This is a genomic window from Alcaligenes faecalis (assembly GCF_002443155.1).
Lineage (GTDB): Bacteria > Pseudomonadota > Gammaproteobacteria > Burkholderiales > Burkholderiaceae_B > Alcaligenes > Alcaligenes faecalis.
In genome coordinates, this window is sequence record NZ_CP023667.1 from 3,909,299 (window position 1) to 3,927,608 (window position 18,310).

Sequence of the window (18,310 nt, forward strand, 5' to 3'; positions counted from 1 at the left end):
TTTGTTCCGGGCTGCTCATCCCTGAAGAGAGAAGCCATGTTGATTAAATCCACGCGTCCTGCGGCCCGCTTCGGACGTTTCACTATTGCCCGTTCGGCCCTGGGGCCGTGCCTGCTGGCGGCAAGCCTGGCGGGAGCCTTGTCGGTGTCCAGCGTTCACGCTCAAAGCATGAGCAGTCAGCAAATGAGCTATGACATTGCCGCGGGCACCCTGGATCAGGTCCTGAATCAGTTTGCAGCGCGTGGCGGATTTTTACTGGCAATTGATGCCTCTCTGACAGCAGGCAAGACCAGTTTGGGCCTGAAAGGCGCTTACACACCGGAACAGGGGTTACGGCAGATTTTGCAAGGCAGCGGTCTGGGCGCCGTGGCGGATGGTCGCGGCTATCGTTTGCGTGCGGTACCCGGATTGAACACGCGCAGCCACGAGGAACTGGAAGCGGTACGCGTGCAGGCTCAACGCGAAAGCGCAACCGGCCCTGCCAATGGCCTGCTGGCCACGCGCAGCGCAACGGCGACCAAGAGCGATGTGGCCATCATGGACACCCCGGCCTCGGTCGCCGTCGTGACGCAGCAGCAGATCGAGTCTCTGGCCACGCGCACCGTGGGTGAAGCCTTGCGCTATGTGCCGGGCGTGGCGGTGGAGTTTGACGGGGTGGATTCGCGTTTTGACACCATGTCCTTGCGTGGCTTCAATGCAGATTCCGTGGCGTGGCTGGACGGTGTAAAACTGGCCGGTGGCAGTGGTGCCGGCAATAACTGGACCTTGCCGCAGATTGACCCTTTCATGCTGGAGCGCATTGAGGTCCTGAAAGGGCCGGCCTCGGTGGTTTATGGCCAGGTGGTGCCAGGCGGCATGGTCAATATGGTCAGCAAGCGCCCTACTCAAACAGACCAACGCAATATCGAACTGACCCTGGGGGCGCCGCGCCAGCTACGTGGCAGCGTGGATCTGGGAGGCGCATTGGGCCAGGACGGTGTCAGTGCCTGGCGCTTGCTGGCACTGAACTCCGATACCGAAAGCCGTACCGATCACGTCAAGCGCAAACGTCAGTTACTGGCTCCTTCCGTGACCTTGCCGCTGGGCGAGAACGGTGAAATCGTGCTGATGGGTTCGGTGCAGCGCGATCGAGGCGGCAGCGACTATATGTGGTTGCCCGCCTATGGCACCTTGTTTGACAACCCCAACGGCAAAATACCCCTGTCGCGCTTTATCGGCGAGCCACATTTTGATCGCTATGACCGCGATCAGGATATGGCTGGCTGGGCGGCGGTCTACGACATCAACGACAACTGGACACTGCGCCAGAACCTGCGCGTGCAACGCATCAAGTCGGTGATGGAGTCGGTGACCAGCGATATGTATTCCTTCGACGACCCCAGCGAAGGCGGTTGGGATTGGCGCACGCTGGAGCGCTATGCCAACCGTGGCACAGGAACATCGCGCTCTTTGGGTGTGGACACGCAGTCCGAATGGCGCTGGAACCTGGGGGAGGCCGAGCATACCGTGCTGCTGGGCCTGGACTATTACCGGGGTACCTTTGATGCCCGCCGTCAGACAGCCTCGGTAGGACCGGAAGGCAGCGGTGGTTTGCTGGATTTGTATGAGCCGGAGTATGGCGCGACGATCGGGCCTTTTACGACCCTGAGCGAAGTCAGCAACCGGCGGCATCAGACTGGCGTGTATCTGCAGGATCAGGTGTCCTGGGGTAATTGGCGCTTGGTCGCTGGCCTGCGTCAGGACTGGTCCTCCGTCAGTGGCACCAGCCGTCGCCGGGCCGGAGAAGATGATCTGGGCCAGAGCGACAAGGCCACCACGGGTCGTCTGGGGGCCTTGTATCGCTTCGAGTCGGGTTGGGCTCCGTATATCAGCTATGCCACCTCGTTTGAGCCCGTTGCGGGTGTGACGGCAGAGGGCGTGGCCTTCAGGCCCATGAAAGGCAAACAGACCGAAGTCGGCGTCAAGTATCAGCCCGATGGTGCGAACTGGATGGCCAGCGCCGCCGTGTTTGATTTGCGCCAGACCAACAGGCTGACGGACGACCCGATTCATGGCTTCCCGGATCAGGTGCAAACCGGAGAACTGCGCTCGCGCGGTCTGGAGTTGGCATTGACGGGTCGCTTGTCGCCCAATTGGTCGCTGATCGGCAGTTATTCCTACCTGAACACCAAAGTGCTCAGCAGCGAGATCCCCGAAGAACAGGGCAAACCGGCCTTGTATACACCGCGCCATCAAGCCGCCTTGTGGGTGGACTACACCTTTACCGGACGCACAGCGCTGGCTGGCACGGTCATGGGACTGGGAATTCGGCATGTGGGCTCGTCCCACGGCGGGGACATTGATGTGGCCGGTGGTGGCTACGCCAGCCTGCGCATTCCGGCCCATACCGTGGCGGATTTCCGGATGGCGACGCAGTTGGGCTGGATCTCGCCAGAGCTGAAGAACAGCGAGCTTTCTTTGAATGTGACCAATATTGCCGACAAACAGTACGTTAACGGCTGCGGTTCCTTGTGGACTTGCGGCTGGGGCCTGGGTCGACAGGTGTCTTTAACTTTTTCAGGACGATTCTGATGAGAAGACTGATAGGGCTAGCCCTGCTGGGTCTGGGTATGAGTGTCAATGCCCAGGCCAGCCCCTTGCTGAAACCGGGTTGCGCCTGGACCTTGCTGAACCCGGAGCAAGGGGAGCGCACGGGAAGCTGGGGGTGGGCGGATCTGGACAAACGTCAGTACATAGACGAACACACGCGCTTTAATCTGGCCTCTTTGTCCAAGCAGTTCACCGCTCTGGCTGTGCTGATGCTGGTTCAGGACGGGAAACTGGCTTTGGATGAACCGTTGGCTCGTTTCTGGCCAGAGCTGCCTGGAGAACTGGGCAAACCCACCCTGCGACAAGTTCTGCGTCATACCGGCGGTTTGCCGGATTACATCGAGCCCTTGTACCAGGCAGGCCGAGAGCACGAGACGGTCACGGTGGCCGAAACGCTGGAGGTTTTGGCCGCGTATCCAGTGCTGCGCTTTACACCCGGAGAGCGGTTTGAATACAGCAATACCGGGTATTTTCTGCTGGCCCAACTGGTGGAACGGGTCAGCGGCCAGCCCCTGACCCGGTTTTCCCAGCGCTATATTTTTGAACCTTTGGGCATGGACGAAACCGCGATTGTGGATCGTTACCCATCTGCTTTACCGCAACTGGCTCGAGGCTATCGGGTCAAGGACGGGCAGGTACAAAATAGTGAATCCAGTTGGGAGCAGACGGGCGATGGTCAGGTGCACAGCAGCGCGGCAGATATGTGGCGCTGGTTGCAGCACCTGGAGCTGGACACGGTCTTGCAGAGCCCGGAGGGGCAGCCGCTGATGGGGGTGCGTAGTCTGCTGACGCAATCGGCCCCTACCGAACCCAAAGATAATTACCAGTTCGGGCTGGAAACCGTGCAGTTGGGTGAAGACTATGCCGCCTGGGGGCATGGCGGTGGCTGGGCGGGCTATCACAGCTTCATGGCTTACTCACCGGAGCGGCGCCAGGGGGCGGCGGTGATGTGTAACGCGATTCATTGGGATGTGCGTGCCATGGCCGAGCGGCTGTTGCAGACCGGTATCGGGCAACTGGAGCCCATTGTGTATCGACCTTGATGGTACGACTTGACCGGAGCCCTGTTTGATACGGCAGCGTAGCGCCTGAAAACAAGCCTTCAGGCTTCAAGCAAAACAGCGCTGCTCCTCTTGATAAGCCAGGAGCCGCGCTGTTTTCGCATCAACTTGTACCAGAAAAGGGACAATCCACGGCCAGATGGCCATTGTCCCAGGCATAAGCGTCCTGCTGGGGGCGTGCTGCGTTAGAATTAATTGTCCAGCCGCCGGGCTGGTTTATTTTTTCTTCTTTCATTTTCATCAAGGTTTGCCGTTATGGAATTCGATCGGGCCGGTGTACGTGCATTAATGGAAATTACCCAGCGTCCGGAGTTGGTCTTTGTGCGAGGAGAAGGTTCCTGGTTGCAAGATCACAACGGCAAGCGATACCTGGACACCGTCCAGGGCTGGGCCGTGAACGCGCTGGGCCACAGCCCTGCCAACGTGATCAAGGCGATCACCGAACAAGCGTCCAAATTGATCAACCCCTCGCCTGCGTTCTACAACGAGCCCTCTATCGAGCTGGCCAAACGCATCGTGGAACATTCCTGCTTTGATCGCGTGTTCTTTGCCAACAGTGGTGGCGAAGCCAACGAAGGCGCCATCAAGCTGGCGCGCAAATGGGGTCAGATCAACAAGAACAACGCTTACAAGATCATTTCTTTTGAGCATTCTTTCCATGGCCGTACCCTGGCCACCATGTCCCTGTCCGGCAAGCCCGGCTGGGATCGCATGTTTGCTCCTCAGGTCGACGGTTTTCCTAAAGCCAAGCTGAACGATCTGGAATCCGTGCGCGCGCTGATCGACGATCAAACCGTGGGCATCATGCTCGAACCCGTACAGGGCGAGGCCGGTGTTATTCCCGCTACCGTGGAATTCATGAAGGGCCTGCGCGCTCTGGCTGACGAGCACAAGTTGCTGCTGATCGTGGACGAAGTGCAAACCGGCATGGGCCGTACTGGCACCATGTTTGCCTACGAACACTCGGGCATCCGTCCTGACATCATGACCCTGGGTAAAGGCATTGGTGGCGGCGTGCCTCTGTCGGCATTGTGTGCCCGCGAAGAAGTGTCCTGCTTCCAGCCAGGCGACCAGGGCGGTACCTACAACGGTAACCCCCTGATGACCGCTGCTGGCGTAGCCGTGTTCGACGAACTGGCTGCTCCTGGCTTCCTGGAGTCGGTCAACGCCCGCGCCAAGCAACTGTCCGAAGGCCTGCTGGCCATCAGCGCCAAGTGGGGCATGAACGGTGAGCGTGGCGAAGGCCTGCTGCGTGCCCTGATCCTGGATCAGGACGACGGCCCGGAAATCGTGGCTGCTGCCCGCGACCGCGCTCCAGAAGGCATGCTGCTGAACTCGCCACGTCCTAACCTGCTGCGTTTCATGCCAGCCCTGAACATCACGGCCGACGAAATCGACCTGATGCTGGCCTGGCTGGACGAAATTCTGGTCAAGGTTCGCGGCTAAGCTGCCAGCGTGCTGTAAAGAAATCCGCCTTCGGGCGGATTTTTTTTGGTCTTTGGATTTTTGTAGCCCTGCGGGTCTGGTGGGCTTGCAAACCGCCGTTCCTGGCTTAGAAGTCGAGTTGCTCAGGTGTAATCCCAAGCGCGGCGGCAATGCGCTCCAGGCTGCTTTTGCGTAGCCGCTCGCTGCTCTCTTGCTGAGCATAGGCAGATTGGCTGATACCCAGACGAGCGGCCAGCTCTGCCTGTGTCAGCCCAAGGTGTTCACGCCATGCCCGAACCGGTGTTGCACCGTCGATCGTGCTGCTGACGACGGCGTGGGGGATCAGCCCGCCGTCCTGGGTCTGGCTGGCGATGTAGTCTTCGTAGGGAATCACGACAAAAGCGGGATTGCCGTCCGGGCCATTGATGATCTGAATATTAGTACGTGCGTTCATCGCGCTTTCTCACTTCCTGGATGTCGATAATTCTTATCTCTACGTCCCAATCAAACAGGACGCGATAGTTTCCGATGCGCAGGCGATAGCCATACTGGTGATTCGTCAGCGCTTTGATGTTCTGCGATCCGGAGCAATTGGGCATGTCAGCCAAGTTGCCGACACCGTCGCGGATAGCGCCTTGGTGTTGCCTGTCGATCTTGCGCAGTTGTTTGGCGGCTTTGGGTGTCCAGAATATCGAGTTCATGGACAAAATATAAGTTAATTATAAGTTAAGTTACTTGATATAAGTTTGGAAAAATTGCGCGGAGGACGGCAAAAAAACCATTTTTGACTCCTGTTCTTGCACTCCCACGGCTAACTTGAAACGCGCACGAAATATCACAAATACCAACGTTGTCAGTATTTAGTTTATTTTAAAAAATAATATAAATATCAATAACTTGAGGTAATTTCATCCAGCTGTTAGCCAGCATAAGTAAATGATTGTTCTGTTGTGGTGCCAGGGGAACGGAGTCGATGTAATAGAAGCTTCCAAGATTTGCCTGCAAGTGCAGGCCCACCTCGTGAGGCACTGTTTACCATGCTCCAGCATCTGTCCAAACTCATCGTAGCTAGTGCCCTTGTGCTGGCTGTTTCTCCGGCCATTGCCGCCGACTCCTTACGCATTGGCGTGGTGCCGGGCGCCTATGCCGATTCCATCAATGCCGCAGCCCAGGATGCCAAGGCCCAAGGCATCAATGTCGAGGTGATTGAGTTCACTGACTGGACCACGCCCAATGTGGCTGTGGATAACGGCGATATTGATATCAATTACTTCCAGCACCAGCCTTTCCTGAAAAACGCCATCGAGAAAAACGGCTACAAGCTGGCCAGCGCGGGCACGGGTATTTTGGCCAATGTGGGAGTGTATTCACTCAAGCATCAGGCGGTGGACCAAGTCCCCCAGGGCGGCAAGGTAGGCATTGCCAACGATCCCGTGAACCAGGGCCGTGGTCTGCTGTTGCTGCAAAAAGTCGGGCTGATCAAGCTCAAGCCAGAGGTCGGTTATCTGGGCAGCCTGGATGACATTGTCGAGAACCCCAAAAAGCTCAGCTTTGTGGAAGTGGAAGGCCCGCAGCTGGTGCGTATTACGGGTGATGTGGATATTGCCCAGGGCTATCCGCATTTCATCGTGGCGGCCAAAGCCTTTGATCCTTCCAGTGGTCTGGCCTACTCCGGTATTGAAGATGCGCAGTTTGCGATTCAGTTCGTGGTGAAAGCGGACCGCACCAACGATCCTGTCATTCAAAAGTTCATTTCCATCTATCAAAACTCGCAGTCTGTACGTGACGTGTCGCGTGCAGCATTCAATAACGACGAACGTCTCTACACCCTGGCCTGGCTGAATACCCAAGGAGGGGCGAAATAATGACGGCGATTTTCTCCTCTCGCGTGCAGCGTTGGACGCTGGGCATTCTGTTTGCCGCTGCCCTGCCGTTCAGCAGCTCTGCTGCCGTGATTAAAGTGGGCTCCATTCCCGGTGCAACCTCGGATGCGGTGCAAGCGCTGATCCCGGAAGGCAAGAAGCAGGGACTGGATATTCAGCTGGTGGAATTTACGGATTGGACGCTACCCAACGAGGCCGTCAATAACCGCGATATTGATGTGAATTTCTTCCAGCACGAAGCCTTTCTGAACAATGCCATCAAAGAGCGTGGTTACGACCTGGAATTGATTGGTCTGGGCTTGCTGCAAAACATTGGCCTGTACTCGAACAAGTATCAGTCTCTGGACCAGGTTCCCAAGGGCGCAACCGTGTCCTTGCCGAATGATCCGGTCAATCAGGGCCGTGGCCTGTTGCTGCTGCAAAAAGCGGGCCTGATTACCTTGCGCCATGGTCTGGATACCGGGGCTACGGTCAATGATGTGGTGGACAACCCCAAGCAGCTCAAGCTGGTGGAAATTGAAGGCCCGCAGTTGATTCATTCCCTGCCGGATGTGGATCTGGCCGTCGTCTGGCCCAGCTATTTCGTCAGCGCTGGCCGCAAGGCGGATGCGGGCAAGGCCCTGGTCTATTCCGGCATTGCCGACACCTTTTATGCAATGGGTTTTGTCACGCGCAAAGACCGCGTCAACGACCCTGCTCTGAAACAGTTCGTGGAGCTGTTCCAGCAGTCGCAAGCGGTACGCAACACGATTGCAGACCGCTTTGATCACAACCCCCATCTGTACACCTTGCCCTGGCAAGGCAGCAGCACAGCGAGCAAGTGATATGGCATACACATCAGCACTACGGCGTAATTTGGACGAGTTGCGCGATACCGCCGAACAGGCCGCAGGACAGCGCGAGGTTCACAAGGCCAGTGCGTCTGTCAAAGCGGAACTGGAACAGCAACCCAGCGTCGTCAAGGCAGGCAGCGTGGCCTTTCGTAATCTGTCCAAAATCTATCAGTCCTCGGCAGGCGCTGTGCCTGCCTTGCAGGACATTGATCTGGACATAGAGCCGGGCAGCATCTTCGGCATTATTGGTCGCAGTGGCGCGGGTAAATCCAGTTTGCTGCGCACCATCAACCGGCTGGAGCGCCCAAGCAGCGGCCAGGTATTGGTAGATGGCGTGGACATTGCCCGTCTGAATGAGTCGGAGCTGGTGCAGCTGCGTCGCCGCATTGGCATGATTTTTCAGCACTTCAATTTGCTGTCTGCCAAGACGGTGTACGAGAACGTGGCCTTGCCCTTGAAGGTAGCCGGTGTGTCGGCGCAGGACATTGCCCCGCGCGTTCAGGAACTGCTGCAACTGGTCGGCTTGCAAGACAAGGCCGATACCTATCCCAGTCGTTTGTCGGGTGGGCAAAAGCAGCGTGTGGGCATTGCTCGCGCCTTGGCAACTGGCCCGGAGATTTTGCTGTGCGATGAGGCCACTTCGGCACTGGACCCGGAGACTACGCAGTCCATCCTGAGTCTGCTCAAGGACATTAACCGCCGTCTGGGCATCACCGTCGTGCTGATTACGCACGAGATGAGCGTGATCCGTGAAATTGCCGACCGCGTGCTGGTGCTGGAAAAAGGCCGCATTGCCGAGCTGGGCGAGGTCTGGCGTGTATTTGGCAAACCGCAGCATGACGCCACCAAGGCGCTGCTGGCGCCCTTGCAGCACACCTTGCCGGAGGACTTGCAAGCGCGTCTGGTGCAGCAGCCTCCTGAAACCGGGACCTATAGCCGCATCCTGCAATTGAGCTACAGCGGCGAAGGTGGCTGGGAGCCGGATTTGCTGCGCATTGCCCGCAGCCTGCCCGGCCAGCCGCAGCTGGTGCATGGCGGCGTGGACCGCATCCAGGGCCATGCGCATGGGCGTTTGCTGGTCGCCATTGAGGGGCATGTAAGCCTGCCCGATTTGAAATCCCTGACGCAAGGCCCGGCGGCCATCGCGCATCACATTGAGGACATTGGATATGTTGTGGAATCTGAGTATCCCCGCTGAACGTTATTGGCAGGCGTTTCTGGACACGCTGATGATGGTGGGCGTGTCGGGGGGCATCGCCTTTCTGGCTGGTATTCCGCTGGCGGTGCTCTTGATTGTGACGGCCCCTCATGGCTTTTGGGAGTCGCCCAGGATCAACCGGGCGGTGGGTAGCGTGGTGAATGGTTTTCGGGCCACGCCCTTCATTGTTCTGCTGGTCGCCTTGATCCCCTTCACGCGTTTGCTGGCAGGCACCACGATTGGAGTGTGGGCGGCTATTGTGCCCCTGGCAATCAGCGCCACGCCGTTCTTCGCACGGATTGCCGAGGTCAGCCTGCGCGAGGTGGACTCGGGCCTGATTGAAGCGGCTCAAGCCATGGGCTGCAAGAAGTGGGACATCGTGCGCCACGTCTACTTGCCCGAGGCACTGCCCGGCATTGTGGGTGGCTTCACCATCACCATCGTGGCCTTGATCAGCTCCTCGGCCATGGCCGGTGCGGTCGGTGCCGGTGGCCTGGGTGATTTGGCGATCCGCTACGGCTATCAGCGTTTTGATACGCAGGTGATGCTGATCGTGATTGCCGTGTTGATTGCTTTAGTGACTGTGGTGCAGTTTGCCGGCGACCGCTACGTGCAGTGGCTGCGCGCACGTTGATCCGAGTGCGGCCAAGGGCTGGCGCACGTAGTGGCGTCGCCTTGGCAAGGAATGTGATGTTCTTTGTTTGCTCGGACGCTCTGTCTTGAGCCGGGACGCAGGTGCTGGAAGCTGCGTCTATCCCTACCGTTTTTAGTCATTGAAAAGAGTGCCGTATGAATGATCGGATTACTCAGGGCGGAGCTTTGCCCGAAGCATCTGCAAAGCAGCGTCTGCCCTTGCCCCCCCAACAGCCTCATGTGATTGGCAGCGAGGCCGAAGCCCTCGCCATTGCTCGGCAATTGGCCACTGAATTTGCTCAAACCGCTGCCGAGCGCGACCGCCTGCGCCAGCTTCCCTGGGACGAGATAGAGCGCTATACCGCCAGTGGCCTGGGTACCATCACTATCCCCAAAGCCTATGGCGGTCTGGAAGCTTCCAACGAAACGCTGGTGCAGGTGTTTGCCATCATCAGCGCGGCTGATCCTTCCCTGGGTCAGATCCCGCAAAACCATTTCGCGCTGATCCAGAACCTGAAAGACATCGGCACCGAATCTCAAAAGCAGCGTTGGTTCAAGGCGGTGCTGCAAGGCGCACGTTTAGGCAATGGCGGGCCGGAGAAAAAGGGCAAGGCAGCGGTAATTACCGACATCACTGCCCATCTTGCGCGGGCAGCGGATGGCCGCTTGCGTGTCAGCGGTACACGCTTTTATTCAACCGGCGCCTTGTTCGCGCATTGGATTCCTTTCCGAGCCGCGGATCAGCAAGGCCGTGGCGTGCAAGTCTGGGTACGCCGCGATGCGCCTGGTGTGCAGGTGATTGATGACTGGAATGCCTTTGGGCAACGCACCACCGCCAGTGGCAGCGTGGTGTTCGATCAGGTTCTGGTCGAGGAAGACCATGTGCTGGAAAGCTGGCGTTTTGTGGATAAACCGTCCCTGTCAGGCCCGATTTCTCAACTGATTCAAGCCAGTATTGATGCCGGTATCGCCCAGGGTGCCTTGCAGGATGCGCTGGAATTTGTCCGCAATCGTGCGCGCCCCTGGACCGATTCGGGTGTGGCCAGTGCCACGCAGGACCCTCACATCATTCAGGAAGTGGGTGCCTTGCAGATTGAGGTGGATGCTGCTCAGGAAGTCTTGCTGGAGGCAGCACGTTTGCTGGATGAATTGGCCGCCAGGCCCGTGGATGCGGACAGCAGTGCCCGCGCTTCCGTGGCTGTTGCCGAGGCCAAGATCCTGACGACGGAAGCCGCCCTGAACGCCAGTGAACAGCTCTTTGCCTTGGCTGGCTCGTCGTCGACCCGTGCAGCTCATAACCTGGACCGCCACTGGCGCAATGCCCGTGTGCACACCTTGCATGACCCGGTACGCTGGAAATATCACTTGCTGGGCAATTACCTGCTCAATGGCGCCTCGCCGTCTTATCACCAATGGAATTGAGGCCATGACTACACCGCTTTCTACATCTGTACATATCATCCAGTCCGAAGCCGAAGCGCTGCAAGCAGCCGAGCAGTTTGCACAATTCATTGCCCAGGATGCGCTGGAACGTGACCGCGACCGTACTTTGCCGCATCGCGAGGTGGAGCAATTCAGTCAAAGCGGTTTGTGGGGCATTACGGTCCCCAAAGAATACGGGGGAGCGGGCGTTTCCACCGATGTGCTTACCCGTGTCGTGCAGCGCATCGCCCAGGCTGATGGCAACTTTGGCCATATCCCGCAAAACCACTATTACGCGCTGGAAGTGTTGCGCGTGGGGGCGACGCACGAGCAAAAAGCCTTTTTCTACGATCAGGTGCTGCAAGGCAAACGCTTTGGCAATGCATTGGCGGAGATCGGCAAGAAGGACTTTGTACGTCGCACGCAATTGCTGAAAGAGCCGGATGGCTGGTTTGTAGACGGCCGCAAGTTCTATTGCACGGGCTCGCTGTTTGCACACTGGATTCCCACGCTGACGACCTCGCCTGATGATGGCCGCCTGTATCTGGTTTTTGTACCGCGCGGGGCTGCAGGCGTCACGCTGACAGACGATTGGGACGGCTTTGGCCAACGTGTCACAGGCAGTGGTTCGGTGGAGTTCACGCGTGTTCCTGTGCAGCCGCAATGGGTTGTGCCGTTCACGGATTCCTTCGAGCGTCCGACCACCATTGGCCCCTACGCCCAGATCATCCACGCTGCACTGGATTTGGGCATAGGCCAAGGGGCTTTCGAGGCCACCTTGCCCTTCATACGCGAGCACAGCCGCCCCTGGATTGCCGCTGGTGTGGACAGCGCCGCACAGGACCCGTTGCTATTGCAGGAAGTGGGCAATGTGCATGTTCGCCTGCGTGCCGCGCAAGCGCTGCTGGCCCGCGCTGCCCGTTTTGTGGACGCCGCCCAGCAAGCACCGGATGAGGACAGCGTGGCTCAGGCCTCCATTGCCGTCGCACAGGCCAAAGCCCTGGCTACTAGCGCCAGTGTGTTGGCAGGCAGCAAGCTGTTTGAGCTGGGGGGGACCAGCTCTACGCAAGCCCAGCATGGTCTGGATCGTTACTGGCGCAATGCTCGCGTCCATACCCTGCATGACCCGGTGCGCTGGAAGTATCACGCCATTGGCAACTACGCCCTGAATGGCGTGCGTCCGCCGCGTCATGGTGCTTTGTGATGCCACCTGAAAAACCGTGTTTTGGCACGGCTGCAAGGATGCAGAACAGATGCTCCACATGGCTCAAGGCGAGCCAATAAATATGTTTTAGCAAGGCATACATGCACTTCGATATGGCCTGTTTTTTTTAGGCCACGAGCCTTTCTCTTTTATCTGGATTTTGATTGATGACTATCTCGAAAATTTTGAAAAAACTGATGGCACTAAGCCTCGTTTCTACCGCCACTTTGCTGAGTAGCACAGCGACCGCAGCTCCTTTGAAAATCGGTGTTGTGCCCGGCATTTTTGCGGACTCGGTGGCCGTTGCTGCGCAGGAGGCCAAGAAGCAGGGAGTGGATGTGCAGGTGATCGAATTTACCGATTGGGCCACACCGAATGTGGCGCTGGATGCGGGCGATATTGATCTGAACTACTACCAGAACAGCAATTACCTGGCCAATGCCGTGCGCGACAAGGGCTTCAAACTGGTCAGTGTGCAGCCGGGCATTTTGTCTTACCTGGGCCTGTATTCCCTCAAGCACGCCACCTTGGCTGATTTGCCCGATGGCGCAAAAGTGGCAATTGCCAGTGACGCCGTCAACGTAGGCCGTGGGCTGCGCCTGTTGCAGCATGCGGGCTTGATCACGCTGCGCCCTGAAACCGGCTTGCTGGGCACTCCGGATGACATTGTTTCCAACCCCCAAAACTTGAAGTTTGTGGAAGTGGAAGGCCCGCAATTGGCACGAGCCACGCAGGACGTGGATCTGGCCCAGGGCTTTCCGTATTTCATCCTGGCTTCCAACGCTTTCGATGCCACCAAGGCCTTGTCCTTGACCAGTTACGAGGACGATTCCTGGGCGATTCAGTTTGTGGCCCGTAGCGACAGGACGGAAGATCCGCGCATTGCCCAGTTCCTGGAGGTCTACAAAACATCGCCCGCTGTGCGCGAGGCAATCGATCAGTTCTACCAGGGCGAGAAAAAGCTGTATCGCCTGACCTGGTTGCCGCACTAAGCAAGGAGAATGCCCCATGACGCAGCCCAAGAAACACATCCATATCAACGCCTTCAATATGAATTGCGTGGGCCATATCCACCATGGTTTGTGGACGCATCCGCGTGATCAATCCACGCAATACCACACCCTGAAGTACTGGACGGATCTGGCCAAAACTCTGGAAAAAGGCTTGTTCGACGGCATTTTTTTGGCGGATGTGGTTGGCTATTACGACGTCTACCAGCAAGGTGTGGACTTGACGCTGCGTGAAGGCATTCAACTGCCCGTGAACAATCCCTGGCTGCTGGTTTCGGCCATGGCGGCGGTCACGCAGCATATTGGCTTTGGTCTGACGGCATCGGTGGCGGCGCATCACCCCTACACCTTCGCACGGGATGTCAGCACGCTGGATCAGCTAAGCAATGGCCGCATAGGCTGGAACATCGTGACTGGCTATGTGGATAGCGGGGCGCGGGGCTTGGGGCAAGATGGTCTGGATGCGCATGACAGCCGCTATGACCGGGCCGAGGACTTTCTGCAATTGGCCTACAAGCTGTGGGAAGGCAGTTGGGAAGATGGCGCGCTGATTGCCGACAAGCAGCGTCGCATCCATGCGCTGCCCGAGAAAGTGCATACCGTGCATCACGAAGGGCCGTTTTATCGCAGCAATGCGATTCATATGAGCGCGCCCTCGCCCCAGCGCACACCTCTGCTGTTCCAGGCTGGCACCTCGGCGCGAGGGCTGCAGTTTGCCGGGCAGCATGCCGAAGGCGTTTTCATCGGTGCGCGGGACCCGGAAGCGGCCAGGGACTCGTCCCGCAAGTTGCGTCAGGCCGCGATCAATGCAGGGCGGCAAGCGCAGGATCTGAAGATTTATGCGGGCGTGGCGGTCGTCACGGGTGCCACGGAAGCCGAGGCTAAAGAGAAGTATGCCGACTATCTTGCCCATGCCAGTTCCGAAGGCGGGTTGGCGCACTTTGCGGCCAGCACGGGCGTGGATTTTGCCCAGTATGACCTGGACGAACCCATCCGCTTTGGCCCCAGCAACGCGATTCAGTCCGCAGCGGCAGCGGCCCAGAAACAAGGCTGGACGACGCGCCGCAAGCTGTTGGAGCAATTCACGCTGGGTAGCCGCTACAAAACCATTGTGGGGGACCCGCAGCAAGTGGCGGATGCGCTAAGTACCTGGATTGATGAAGGCGAGATCGACGGCTTCAACCTGACCCGCATCGTCGTGCCCGAAACCTGGGAGGACTTCGCCAGCCATATCGTGCCCGAACTGCAAGATCGGGGCCGCTATCGCACCGCTTATGAAGGTGGAACCCTGCGCCAGCAACTGTTTGGGCAAGGTGATCGGGTATCTGCCACTCACCCTGCCGCACAGTGGCGGCATTTGGAGTCCGGCTCGACCCCGGAAGCAGGATCGGATGAGGCGCCCACCTCTGCCTTGCAGGCAAGCTGATTCGAGCAGGAAAGAGCCTGTATCCGCTGCCTTGAATCCCCTTTTCTTACGAGCACTTTTATAAGGCCAGGACCATGTTGTTTGCCCGTTTTTCTATTCGTGCTGTGTTTGCCTTGGCAGCCTTGGGCCTTGCGGGCCAAGTGTCTGCTGCTGCGTTGAAAATTGGTGTCACCCCCGGTTCTTTGGCCGACTCTGTCGCCGTGGCGGCCAAGGAGGCCAGGCAAATTGGGTTGGAGGTAGAAGTCATCGAGTTCACCGACTGGACCACACCCAATACGGCTCTGGCATCGGGGGACCTGGATCTGAATTACTTCCAGCATCAGGCTTTTTTGGACAATGCTGTCAAAGAAGGTGGCTATGCCATTGAAAGTGTGGCTTACGGTTTGCTGCCCAATATTGGCTTGTATTCCAAGCAGTATCAGTCCTTGGACGCGCTACCCGAAGGCGCTTCTGTTGGGGTGGCCAATGACCCGGTGAATCAGGCGCGTGGCTTGCTGCTCTTGCAAGCGGCGGGCCTGATTCAGTTGAAAGACGGTGTGGCGGCACGTGCCTCGACTCATGATGTGACGGCCAACCCCAGAAAGCTGCGCATCGTGGAAGTCGAAGGGCCGCAATTGGTGCGGGCAGCCGATGACCTGCCCCTGGTCCAGGGTTATCCGGCCCATTTTGTGAATGCCGGGCAGGCCGAGCTGGCCAGCAAGGCTTTGCAGTATTCCACGGTGGATGATCTGTACTACGCGATTCGCTTTGTGGCTAGAAGCAGCCATAGAGAGGATCCGCGCATACGCCAGTTTGTGGATCTTTATCAAAACTCTCCTGCCGTAGCCGCGCAGATCGACGCGTCTTTTGCGGGGGACAAGAAGCTGTATTCCTTGCCGTGGAAGTCGGCGGGCCATGCCTCCATTACGCAGGCTCCTTGAGGGCTGAACATCATGATTACTGACACTGCTGTTTTTGCCTCTGATGTTGCAGCACACCGGCCTTTGCCAGAAAAGGCAGCGCCCACAAGTGTACGAGCGTCCGACCTGGCTGCTTTGCGTACCCGTTTCAGCGCCCTCTTTCAGCGCATTGCCGATACCGCTGCGGAGCGCGAGCACACCCGTACCTTGGCCTATGCGCCCATTCTGTGGCTGAAAGATAGCGGTTTTACGGCTCTGCGTGTGCCGCCTCAATGGGGTGGCAGTGGTGTCTCCATCCCGGTGTTCTTTGAGCTGTTTCAGGAGCTGGCTGCGGCGGATTCAAATGTCGCCCAAATTCTGCGGCCTCATTTTGGTTTCATCGACCGCTTGCTGATTGATCGGGATGAGGCCACGCAAGCGCAGTGGCTGCCGCTGGCAGGCCAAGGAGCGATCTTTGGCAATGCCACAACCGAGACTGGCTTGGGCGCTGTCGGACAGTTGCAAACCACGCTGGAACCCGATCCTGAGCAGGCCGGGCAATGGCGTTTGAATGGCCGCAAGTTCTACAGCACTGGCACCTTGTACGCGGATTGGGTCACCGTGGTGGCCCGCAGTACAGGGACGGGGCAGGAAGATGAAACGGTACATGCCGTGGTTGCCACCGACCAGGAGGGTGTGGAGCGTCTGGATGACTGGCATGGCTTTGGACAAAGGTTGACGGGTTCCGGCACAACGGTACTGACAGATGTGCTCGTGCCCGAGAGCGCCATCATCCGTTTCCCACGTCAGGAACCCACGCCTTTGGTGGCCTACTTTCAGCTGGTGCATTTGGCGACCCTGGCGGGTATTGCCCAAGCCTTGCAGCGTGATGCAGTGGCTTATGTGCAGGCGCGCAAGCGTGTCTTTAGCCATGGCAGTGCGGCGCTGCCCAAGGACGACCCCTTGGTGCAGCATATTGTGGGAGAACTGGCCAGCACGGCCTATATCGCCCAGCTGGCGGTACGTGATGTGGCGGCTCATCTGCAAAACATTGCGGATCAGCGGCTGGCGGGCGTGGAGGTTCCCCGCGAAACTTTGGACGCTCTGGAGTTACGCACTGCACAGGCGCAAGTAGCCGTGGTGGAGCCCGTCTTGCGGGCGGCCACGCGCCTGTTTGATGTGGGTGGCTCTACGGCCTTGGAGGAGTCACGTCGTCTGGATAGACATTGGCGTAATGCGCGAGCCTTGGCCTCGCACAATCCGGTAATCTACAAGGCTCGTTCGGTGGGGGATATTTTGCTGAACGAGGCCGAGCCTGTGTACTACTGGCATGTGGGGACCAAGGGGAGTTGAGCTGATGCGACCAGAAGCGGGGCCGCCTCTTGGAAACATAAAGGGCACGAATTAATCGTGCCCTTTATGTTGTCAGCTGTGAGCGCGCAGCCTCTCAGGGTAAATCAACGACAAAATAGTACGCTAAGCGCGTGATGAGGCTGGCACCCAGCGATAAAGCGTAGGAACGGATACGTCCAGGTTCTTGGCCACGTCCTTGAGTGGTACACCGCTGGCCAGCAGCTTCTTGGCTGACTTGATTTTGTTGTCGTTCATCTTGGGTTTGCGACCACCCTTGCGGCCAAGCTGCTTGGCGACTTCCAGCCCGGTATGGGTACGTTCGACTGTCAGTTCGCGCTCCATCTCGGCCAGGCTGGCCATGACGTGGAAGAAGGACCGACCAGACGGCGTGCTGGTGTCGATGGAGTCGGTGAGGCTTCTGAACTGGATACCTTGTGTGCGCAGTTCGCTCACCAGATCGACCAGTTGTTTGACTGAGTGGCCCAATCGGTCGAGCTTCCAGACAACCAATGTGTCGCCCTCGCGCAGCATTTCGAGCGCCTTGGCCAAGTCTGGACTATTTGCTCGCGTACTACTTACCTTGTCTTCAAAGACCTTCTGGCACCCGGCCTGAATCAAAGCTTCGCATTGCAATTCAAGGTTCTGATCTTGCGTCGAGACGCGCGCATAGCCGATCAGCATGGCGTGTCGCCGTCTGCATCCTGACGAACGGCAAGTAACTGTTGGAGCAATTCTGGTAGTGCTGTCTGCACGGTGTCTCACACCACATCGAGGTTGACGTCGAAGTAGCCGTGGGCAATGCGGTTGCGCATACCGCGCATATTACGCCATGGCACTTGTCCGTGAGTCTGAGCGAACTCGATATAGCCATCCATTACCTTCGTGGCCGCCTCGCCAATGATGACGGCCTGCTGGGTTCGTTTGTCCCCAAGAAAATCTTCTCTGGTCAGGCCTTCTATGAAACCGCATGCATCGGTTGCGGCTTGCTGCATGTGCTCAAGGTAATCCGGAAGACGGTACTTGCTCATACCGGTTGCGCCTCTGCAAGCACTTTGGCCCGGAATTTAGGTGGCAGGTCGCCGGGCGTCAGCAAATCGACGTGAATACCAAGCAGCGATTCCAGCTCGTCTTGCAGGCCTCCCAGGTCGAATAGCGTCGCACCAGGCAGTGCGTCAACCAGCAAATCAATGTCGCTGCCATCCTGGTCGGTGCCATGTAGGATTGAACCGAAGACGCGTGGATTCGCCGTGCGAAAGCGACTTACGGCTTCACGCACTGCATCTCGGTTCATGTCGAGCACAACAGATGGTCGCATGGTCATCCCTTGTTATCAAAACTCATCAAAATGGTAAGTTATTGAGAATGGGATTTCAAGACCTGGTTTCTCAGATCGAA

Annotated in this window: 17 protein-coding genes and 1 pseudogene; 13 read left to right on the forward strand and 5 right to left on the reverse strand. The window is 58.0% G+C overall.

The features are described from left to right. The first annotated feature begins 36 nt into the window (after nucleotides 1-36). From CPY64_RS18170 to CPY64_RS18180, 3 genes are all read left to right on the forward strand, one after another. The gene (locus CPY64_RS18170) at nucleotides 37-2,571 is read left to right on the forward strand and encodes a TonB-dependent siderophore receptor (RefSeq protein WP_042484879.1); all 2,535 of its coding nucleotides are present in this window, start codon (nucleotides 37-39) and stop codon (nucleotides 2,569-2,571) included. Then, a complete protein-coding gene (locus tag CPY64_RS18175) occupies nucleotides 2,571-3,632 on the forward strand; it encodes a serine hydrolase domain-containing protein (RefSeq protein WP_052362939.1) in 1,062 nt (353 codons plus the stop codon). Before CPY64_RS18170 ends, CPY64_RS18175 begins: the two co-directional genes overlap by 1 nt. Nucleotides 3,633-3,905: 273 nt before the next feature. Continuing rightward, nucleotides 3,906-5,096, forward strand: coding sequence for an acetylornithine transaminase (locus CPY64_RS18180; protein WP_009461207.1), 1,191 nt, complete (start codon nucleotides 3,906-3,908; stop codon nucleotides 5,094-5,096). Between the two features lie 106 nt (nucleotides 5,097-5,202). Here CPY64_RS18180 and CPY64_RS18185 read toward each other — a convergent pair whose 3' ends face one another. Together CPY64_RS18185 and CPY64_RS18190 are read right to left on the reverse strand one after the other, a co-directional pair. After that, nucleotides 5,203-5,529 carry a helix-turn-helix domain-containing protein gene (locus tag CPY64_RS18185; protein WP_042484873.1) on the reverse strand — a complete coding sequence of 109 codons (327 nt, stop codon included), beginning with the start codon at nucleotides 5,527-5,529 and terminating at the stop codon, nucleotides 5,203-5,205. Beyond that, nucleotides 5,513-5,776 (reverse strand): type II toxin-antitoxin system RelE family toxin, encoded by a 264-nt coding sequence (locus tag CPY64_RS18190; RefSeq protein WP_035269329.1) that lies wholly within the window; start codon nucleotides 5,774-5,776, stop codon nucleotides 5,513-5,515. Before CPY64_RS18190 ends, CPY64_RS18185 begins: the two co-directional genes overlap by 17 nt. Nucleotides 5,777-6,112: 336 nt before the next feature. Here CPY64_RS18190 and CPY64_RS18195 point away from each other — a divergent pair, with 336 nt between their 5' ends. The 10 genes from CPY64_RS18195 (at nucleotide 6,113) to CPY64_RS18240 (ending at nucleotide 16,915) form a co-directional block, all read left to right on the forward strand. Then, complete coding sequence (locus tag CPY64_RS18195) at nucleotides 6,113-6,940, forward strand: MetQ/NlpA family ABC transporter substrate-binding protein (RefSeq protein WP_042484869.1); 828 nt, start codon at nucleotides 6,113-6,115, stop codon at nucleotides 6,938-6,940. Further along, nucleotides 6,940-7,782: a MetQ/NlpA family ABC transporter substrate-binding protein gene (locus CPY64_RS18200; RefSeq protein WP_042484866.1), complete on the forward strand. Its 843-nt coding sequence runs from the start codon at nucleotides 6,940-6,942 to the stop codon at nucleotides 7,780-7,782. Before CPY64_RS18195 ends, CPY64_RS18200 begins: the two co-directional genes overlap by 1 nt. Before the next feature lies 1 nt (nucleotide 7,783). Continuing rightward, nucleotides 7,784-8,989 (forward strand): methionine ABC transporter ATP-binding protein, encoded by a 1,206-nt coding sequence (locus tag CPY64_RS18205; RefSeq protein WP_042484863.1) that lies wholly within the window; start codon nucleotides 7,784-7,786, stop codon nucleotides 8,987-8,989. After that, nucleotides 8,961-9,623, forward strand: a complete 663-nt coding sequence (locus tag CPY64_RS18210; protein WP_026483900.1) for a methionine ABC transporter permease — start codon at nucleotides 8,961-8,963, stop codon at nucleotides 9,621-9,623. The genes CPY64_RS18205 and CPY64_RS18210 overlap by 29 nt, the downstream gene beginning before the upstream one ends. 155 nt (nucleotides 9,624-9,778) lie before the next feature. Continuing rightward, nucleotides 9,779-11,044 (forward strand): SfnB family sulfur acquisition oxidoreductase, encoded by a 1,266-nt coding sequence (locus CPY64_RS18215; RefSeq protein ID WP_042484860.1) that lies wholly within the window; start codon nucleotides 9,779-9,781, stop codon nucleotides 11,042-11,044. Nucleotides 11,045-11,048: 4 nt separating this feature from the next. Continuing rightward, nucleotides 11,049-12,248: an SfnB family sulfur acquisition oxidoreductase gene (locus CPY64_RS18220; RefSeq protein ID WP_096917407.1), complete on the forward strand. Its 1,200-nt coding sequence runs from the start codon at nucleotides 11,049-11,051 to the stop codon at nucleotides 12,246-12,248. Nucleotides 12,249-12,415: 167 nt separating this feature from the next. After that, a complete protein-coding gene (locus CPY64_RS18225; protein ID WP_069833394.1) occupies nucleotides 12,416-13,240 on the forward strand; it encodes a MetQ/NlpA family ABC transporter substrate-binding protein in 825 nt (274 codons plus the stop codon). 16 nt (nucleotides 13,241-13,256) lie between these two features. Beyond that, entirely contained in the window at nucleotides 13,257-14,684 is a 1,428-nt protein-coding gene (locus tag CPY64_RS18230; RefSeq protein ID WP_042484857.1) for an LLM class flavin-dependent oxidoreductase, read from the forward strand. Between the two features lie 74 nt (nucleotides 14,685-14,758). Further along, nucleotides 14,759-15,604, forward strand: coding sequence for a MetQ/NlpA family ABC transporter substrate-binding protein (locus CPY64_RS18235; protein WP_052362938.1), 846 nt, complete (start codon nucleotides 14,759-14,761; stop codon nucleotides 15,602-15,604). 12 nt (nucleotides 15,605-15,616) lie between these two features. Then, nucleotides 15,617-16,915, forward strand: coding sequence for an acyl-CoA dehydrogenase family protein (locus CPY64_RS18240; protein ID WP_080723754.1), 1,299 nt, complete (start codon nucleotides 15,617-15,619; stop codon nucleotides 16,913-16,915). 123 nt (nucleotides 16,916-17,038) lie between these two features. On the opposite strand, the gene CPY64_RS18245 is transcribed toward CPY64_RS18240, so the two are convergent. The 3 genes and pseudogenes from CPY64_RS18245 to CPY64_RS18255 form a co-directional block, all read right to left on the reverse strand. Then, entirely contained in the window at nucleotides 17,039-17,596 is a 558-nt protein-coding gene (locus CPY64_RS18245) for a recombinase family protein (protein WP_042484854.1), read from the reverse strand. Next, nucleotides 17,590-17,943 (reverse strand): annotated as a pseudogene (locus CPY64_RS18250) (HepT-like ribonuclease domain-containing protein). Before CPY64_RS18250 ends, CPY64_RS18245 begins: the two are co-directional and overlap by 7 nt. After that, entirely contained in the window at nucleotides 17,940-18,230 is a 291-nt protein-coding gene (locus CPY64_RS18255) for a nucleotidyltransferase family protein (RefSeq protein ID WP_042485281.1), read from the reverse strand. Before CPY64_RS18255 ends, CPY64_RS18250 begins: the two are co-directional and overlap by 4 nt. Nucleotides 18,231-18,310: the final 80 nt, after the last annotated feature.

Excerpts from the sequence above, each read along its gene's own strand:
- CPY64_RS18170 (WP_042484879.1), top strand. The coding sequence starts at position 37 with ATGTTGATTAAATCCACGCGTCCTGCGGCCCGCTTCGGACGTTTCACT.
- CPY64_RS18175 (WP_052362939.1), top strand. The coding sequence starts at position 2,571 with ATGAGAAGACTGATAGGGCTAGCCCTGCTGGGTCTGGGTATGAGTGTC.
- CPY64_RS18180 (WP_009461207.1), top strand. The coding sequence starts at position 3,906 with ATGGAATTCGATCGGGCCGGTGTACGTGCATTAATGGAAATTACCCAG.
- CPY64_RS18185 (WP_042484873.1), bottom strand. The coding sequence starts at position 5,529 with ATGAACGCACGTACTAATATTCAGATCATCAATGGCCCGGACGGCAAT.
- CPY64_RS18190 (WP_035269329.1), bottom strand. The coding sequence starts at position 5,776 with ATGAACTCGATATTCTGGACACCCAAAGCCGCCAAACAACTGCGCAAG.
- CPY64_RS18195 (WP_042484869.1), top strand. The coding sequence starts at position 6,113 with ATGCTCCAGCATCTGTCCAAACTCATCGTAGCTAGTGCCCTTGTGCTG.
- CPY64_RS18200 (WP_042484866.1), top strand. The coding sequence starts at position 6,940 with ATGACGGCGATTTTCTCCTCTCGCGTGCAGCGTTGGACGCTGGGCATT.
- CPY64_RS18205 (WP_042484863.1), top strand. The coding sequence starts at position 7,784 with ATGGCATACACATCAGCACTACGGCGTAATTTGGACGAGTTGCGCGAT.
- CPY64_RS18210 (WP_026483900.1), top strand. The coding sequence starts at position 8,961 with ATGTTGTGGAATCTGAGTATCCCCGCTGAACGTTATTGGCAGGCGTTT.
- CPY64_RS18215 (WP_042484860.1), top strand. The coding sequence starts at position 9,779 with ATGAATGATCGGATTACTCAGGGCGGAGCTTTGCCCGAAGCATCTGCA.
- CPY64_RS18220 (WP_096917407.1), top strand. The coding sequence starts at position 11,049 with ATGACTACACCGCTTTCTACATCTGTACATATCATCCAGTCCGAAGCC.
- CPY64_RS18225 (WP_069833394.1), top strand. The coding sequence starts at position 12,416 with ATGACTATCTCGAAAATTTTGAAAAAACTGATGGCACTAAGCCTCGTT.
- CPY64_RS18230 (WP_042484857.1), top strand. The coding sequence starts at position 13,257 with ATGACGCAGCCCAAGAAACACATCCATATCAACGCCTTCAATATGAAT.
- CPY64_RS18235 (WP_052362938.1), top strand. The coding sequence starts at position 14,759 with ATGTTGTTTGCCCGTTTTTCTATTCGTGCTGTGTTTGCCTTGGCAGCC.
- CPY64_RS18240 (WP_080723754.1), top strand. The coding sequence starts at position 15,617 with ATGATTACTGACACTGCTGTTTTTGCCTCTGATGTTGCAGCACACCGG.
- CPY64_RS18245 (WP_042484854.1), bottom strand. The coding sequence starts at position 17,596 with ATGCTGATCGGCTATGCGCGCGTCTCGACGCAAGATCAGAACCTTGAA.
- CPY64_RS18255 (WP_042485281.1), bottom strand. The coding sequence starts at position 18,230 with ATGCGACCATCTGTTGTGCTCGACATGAACCGAGATGCAGTGCGTGAA.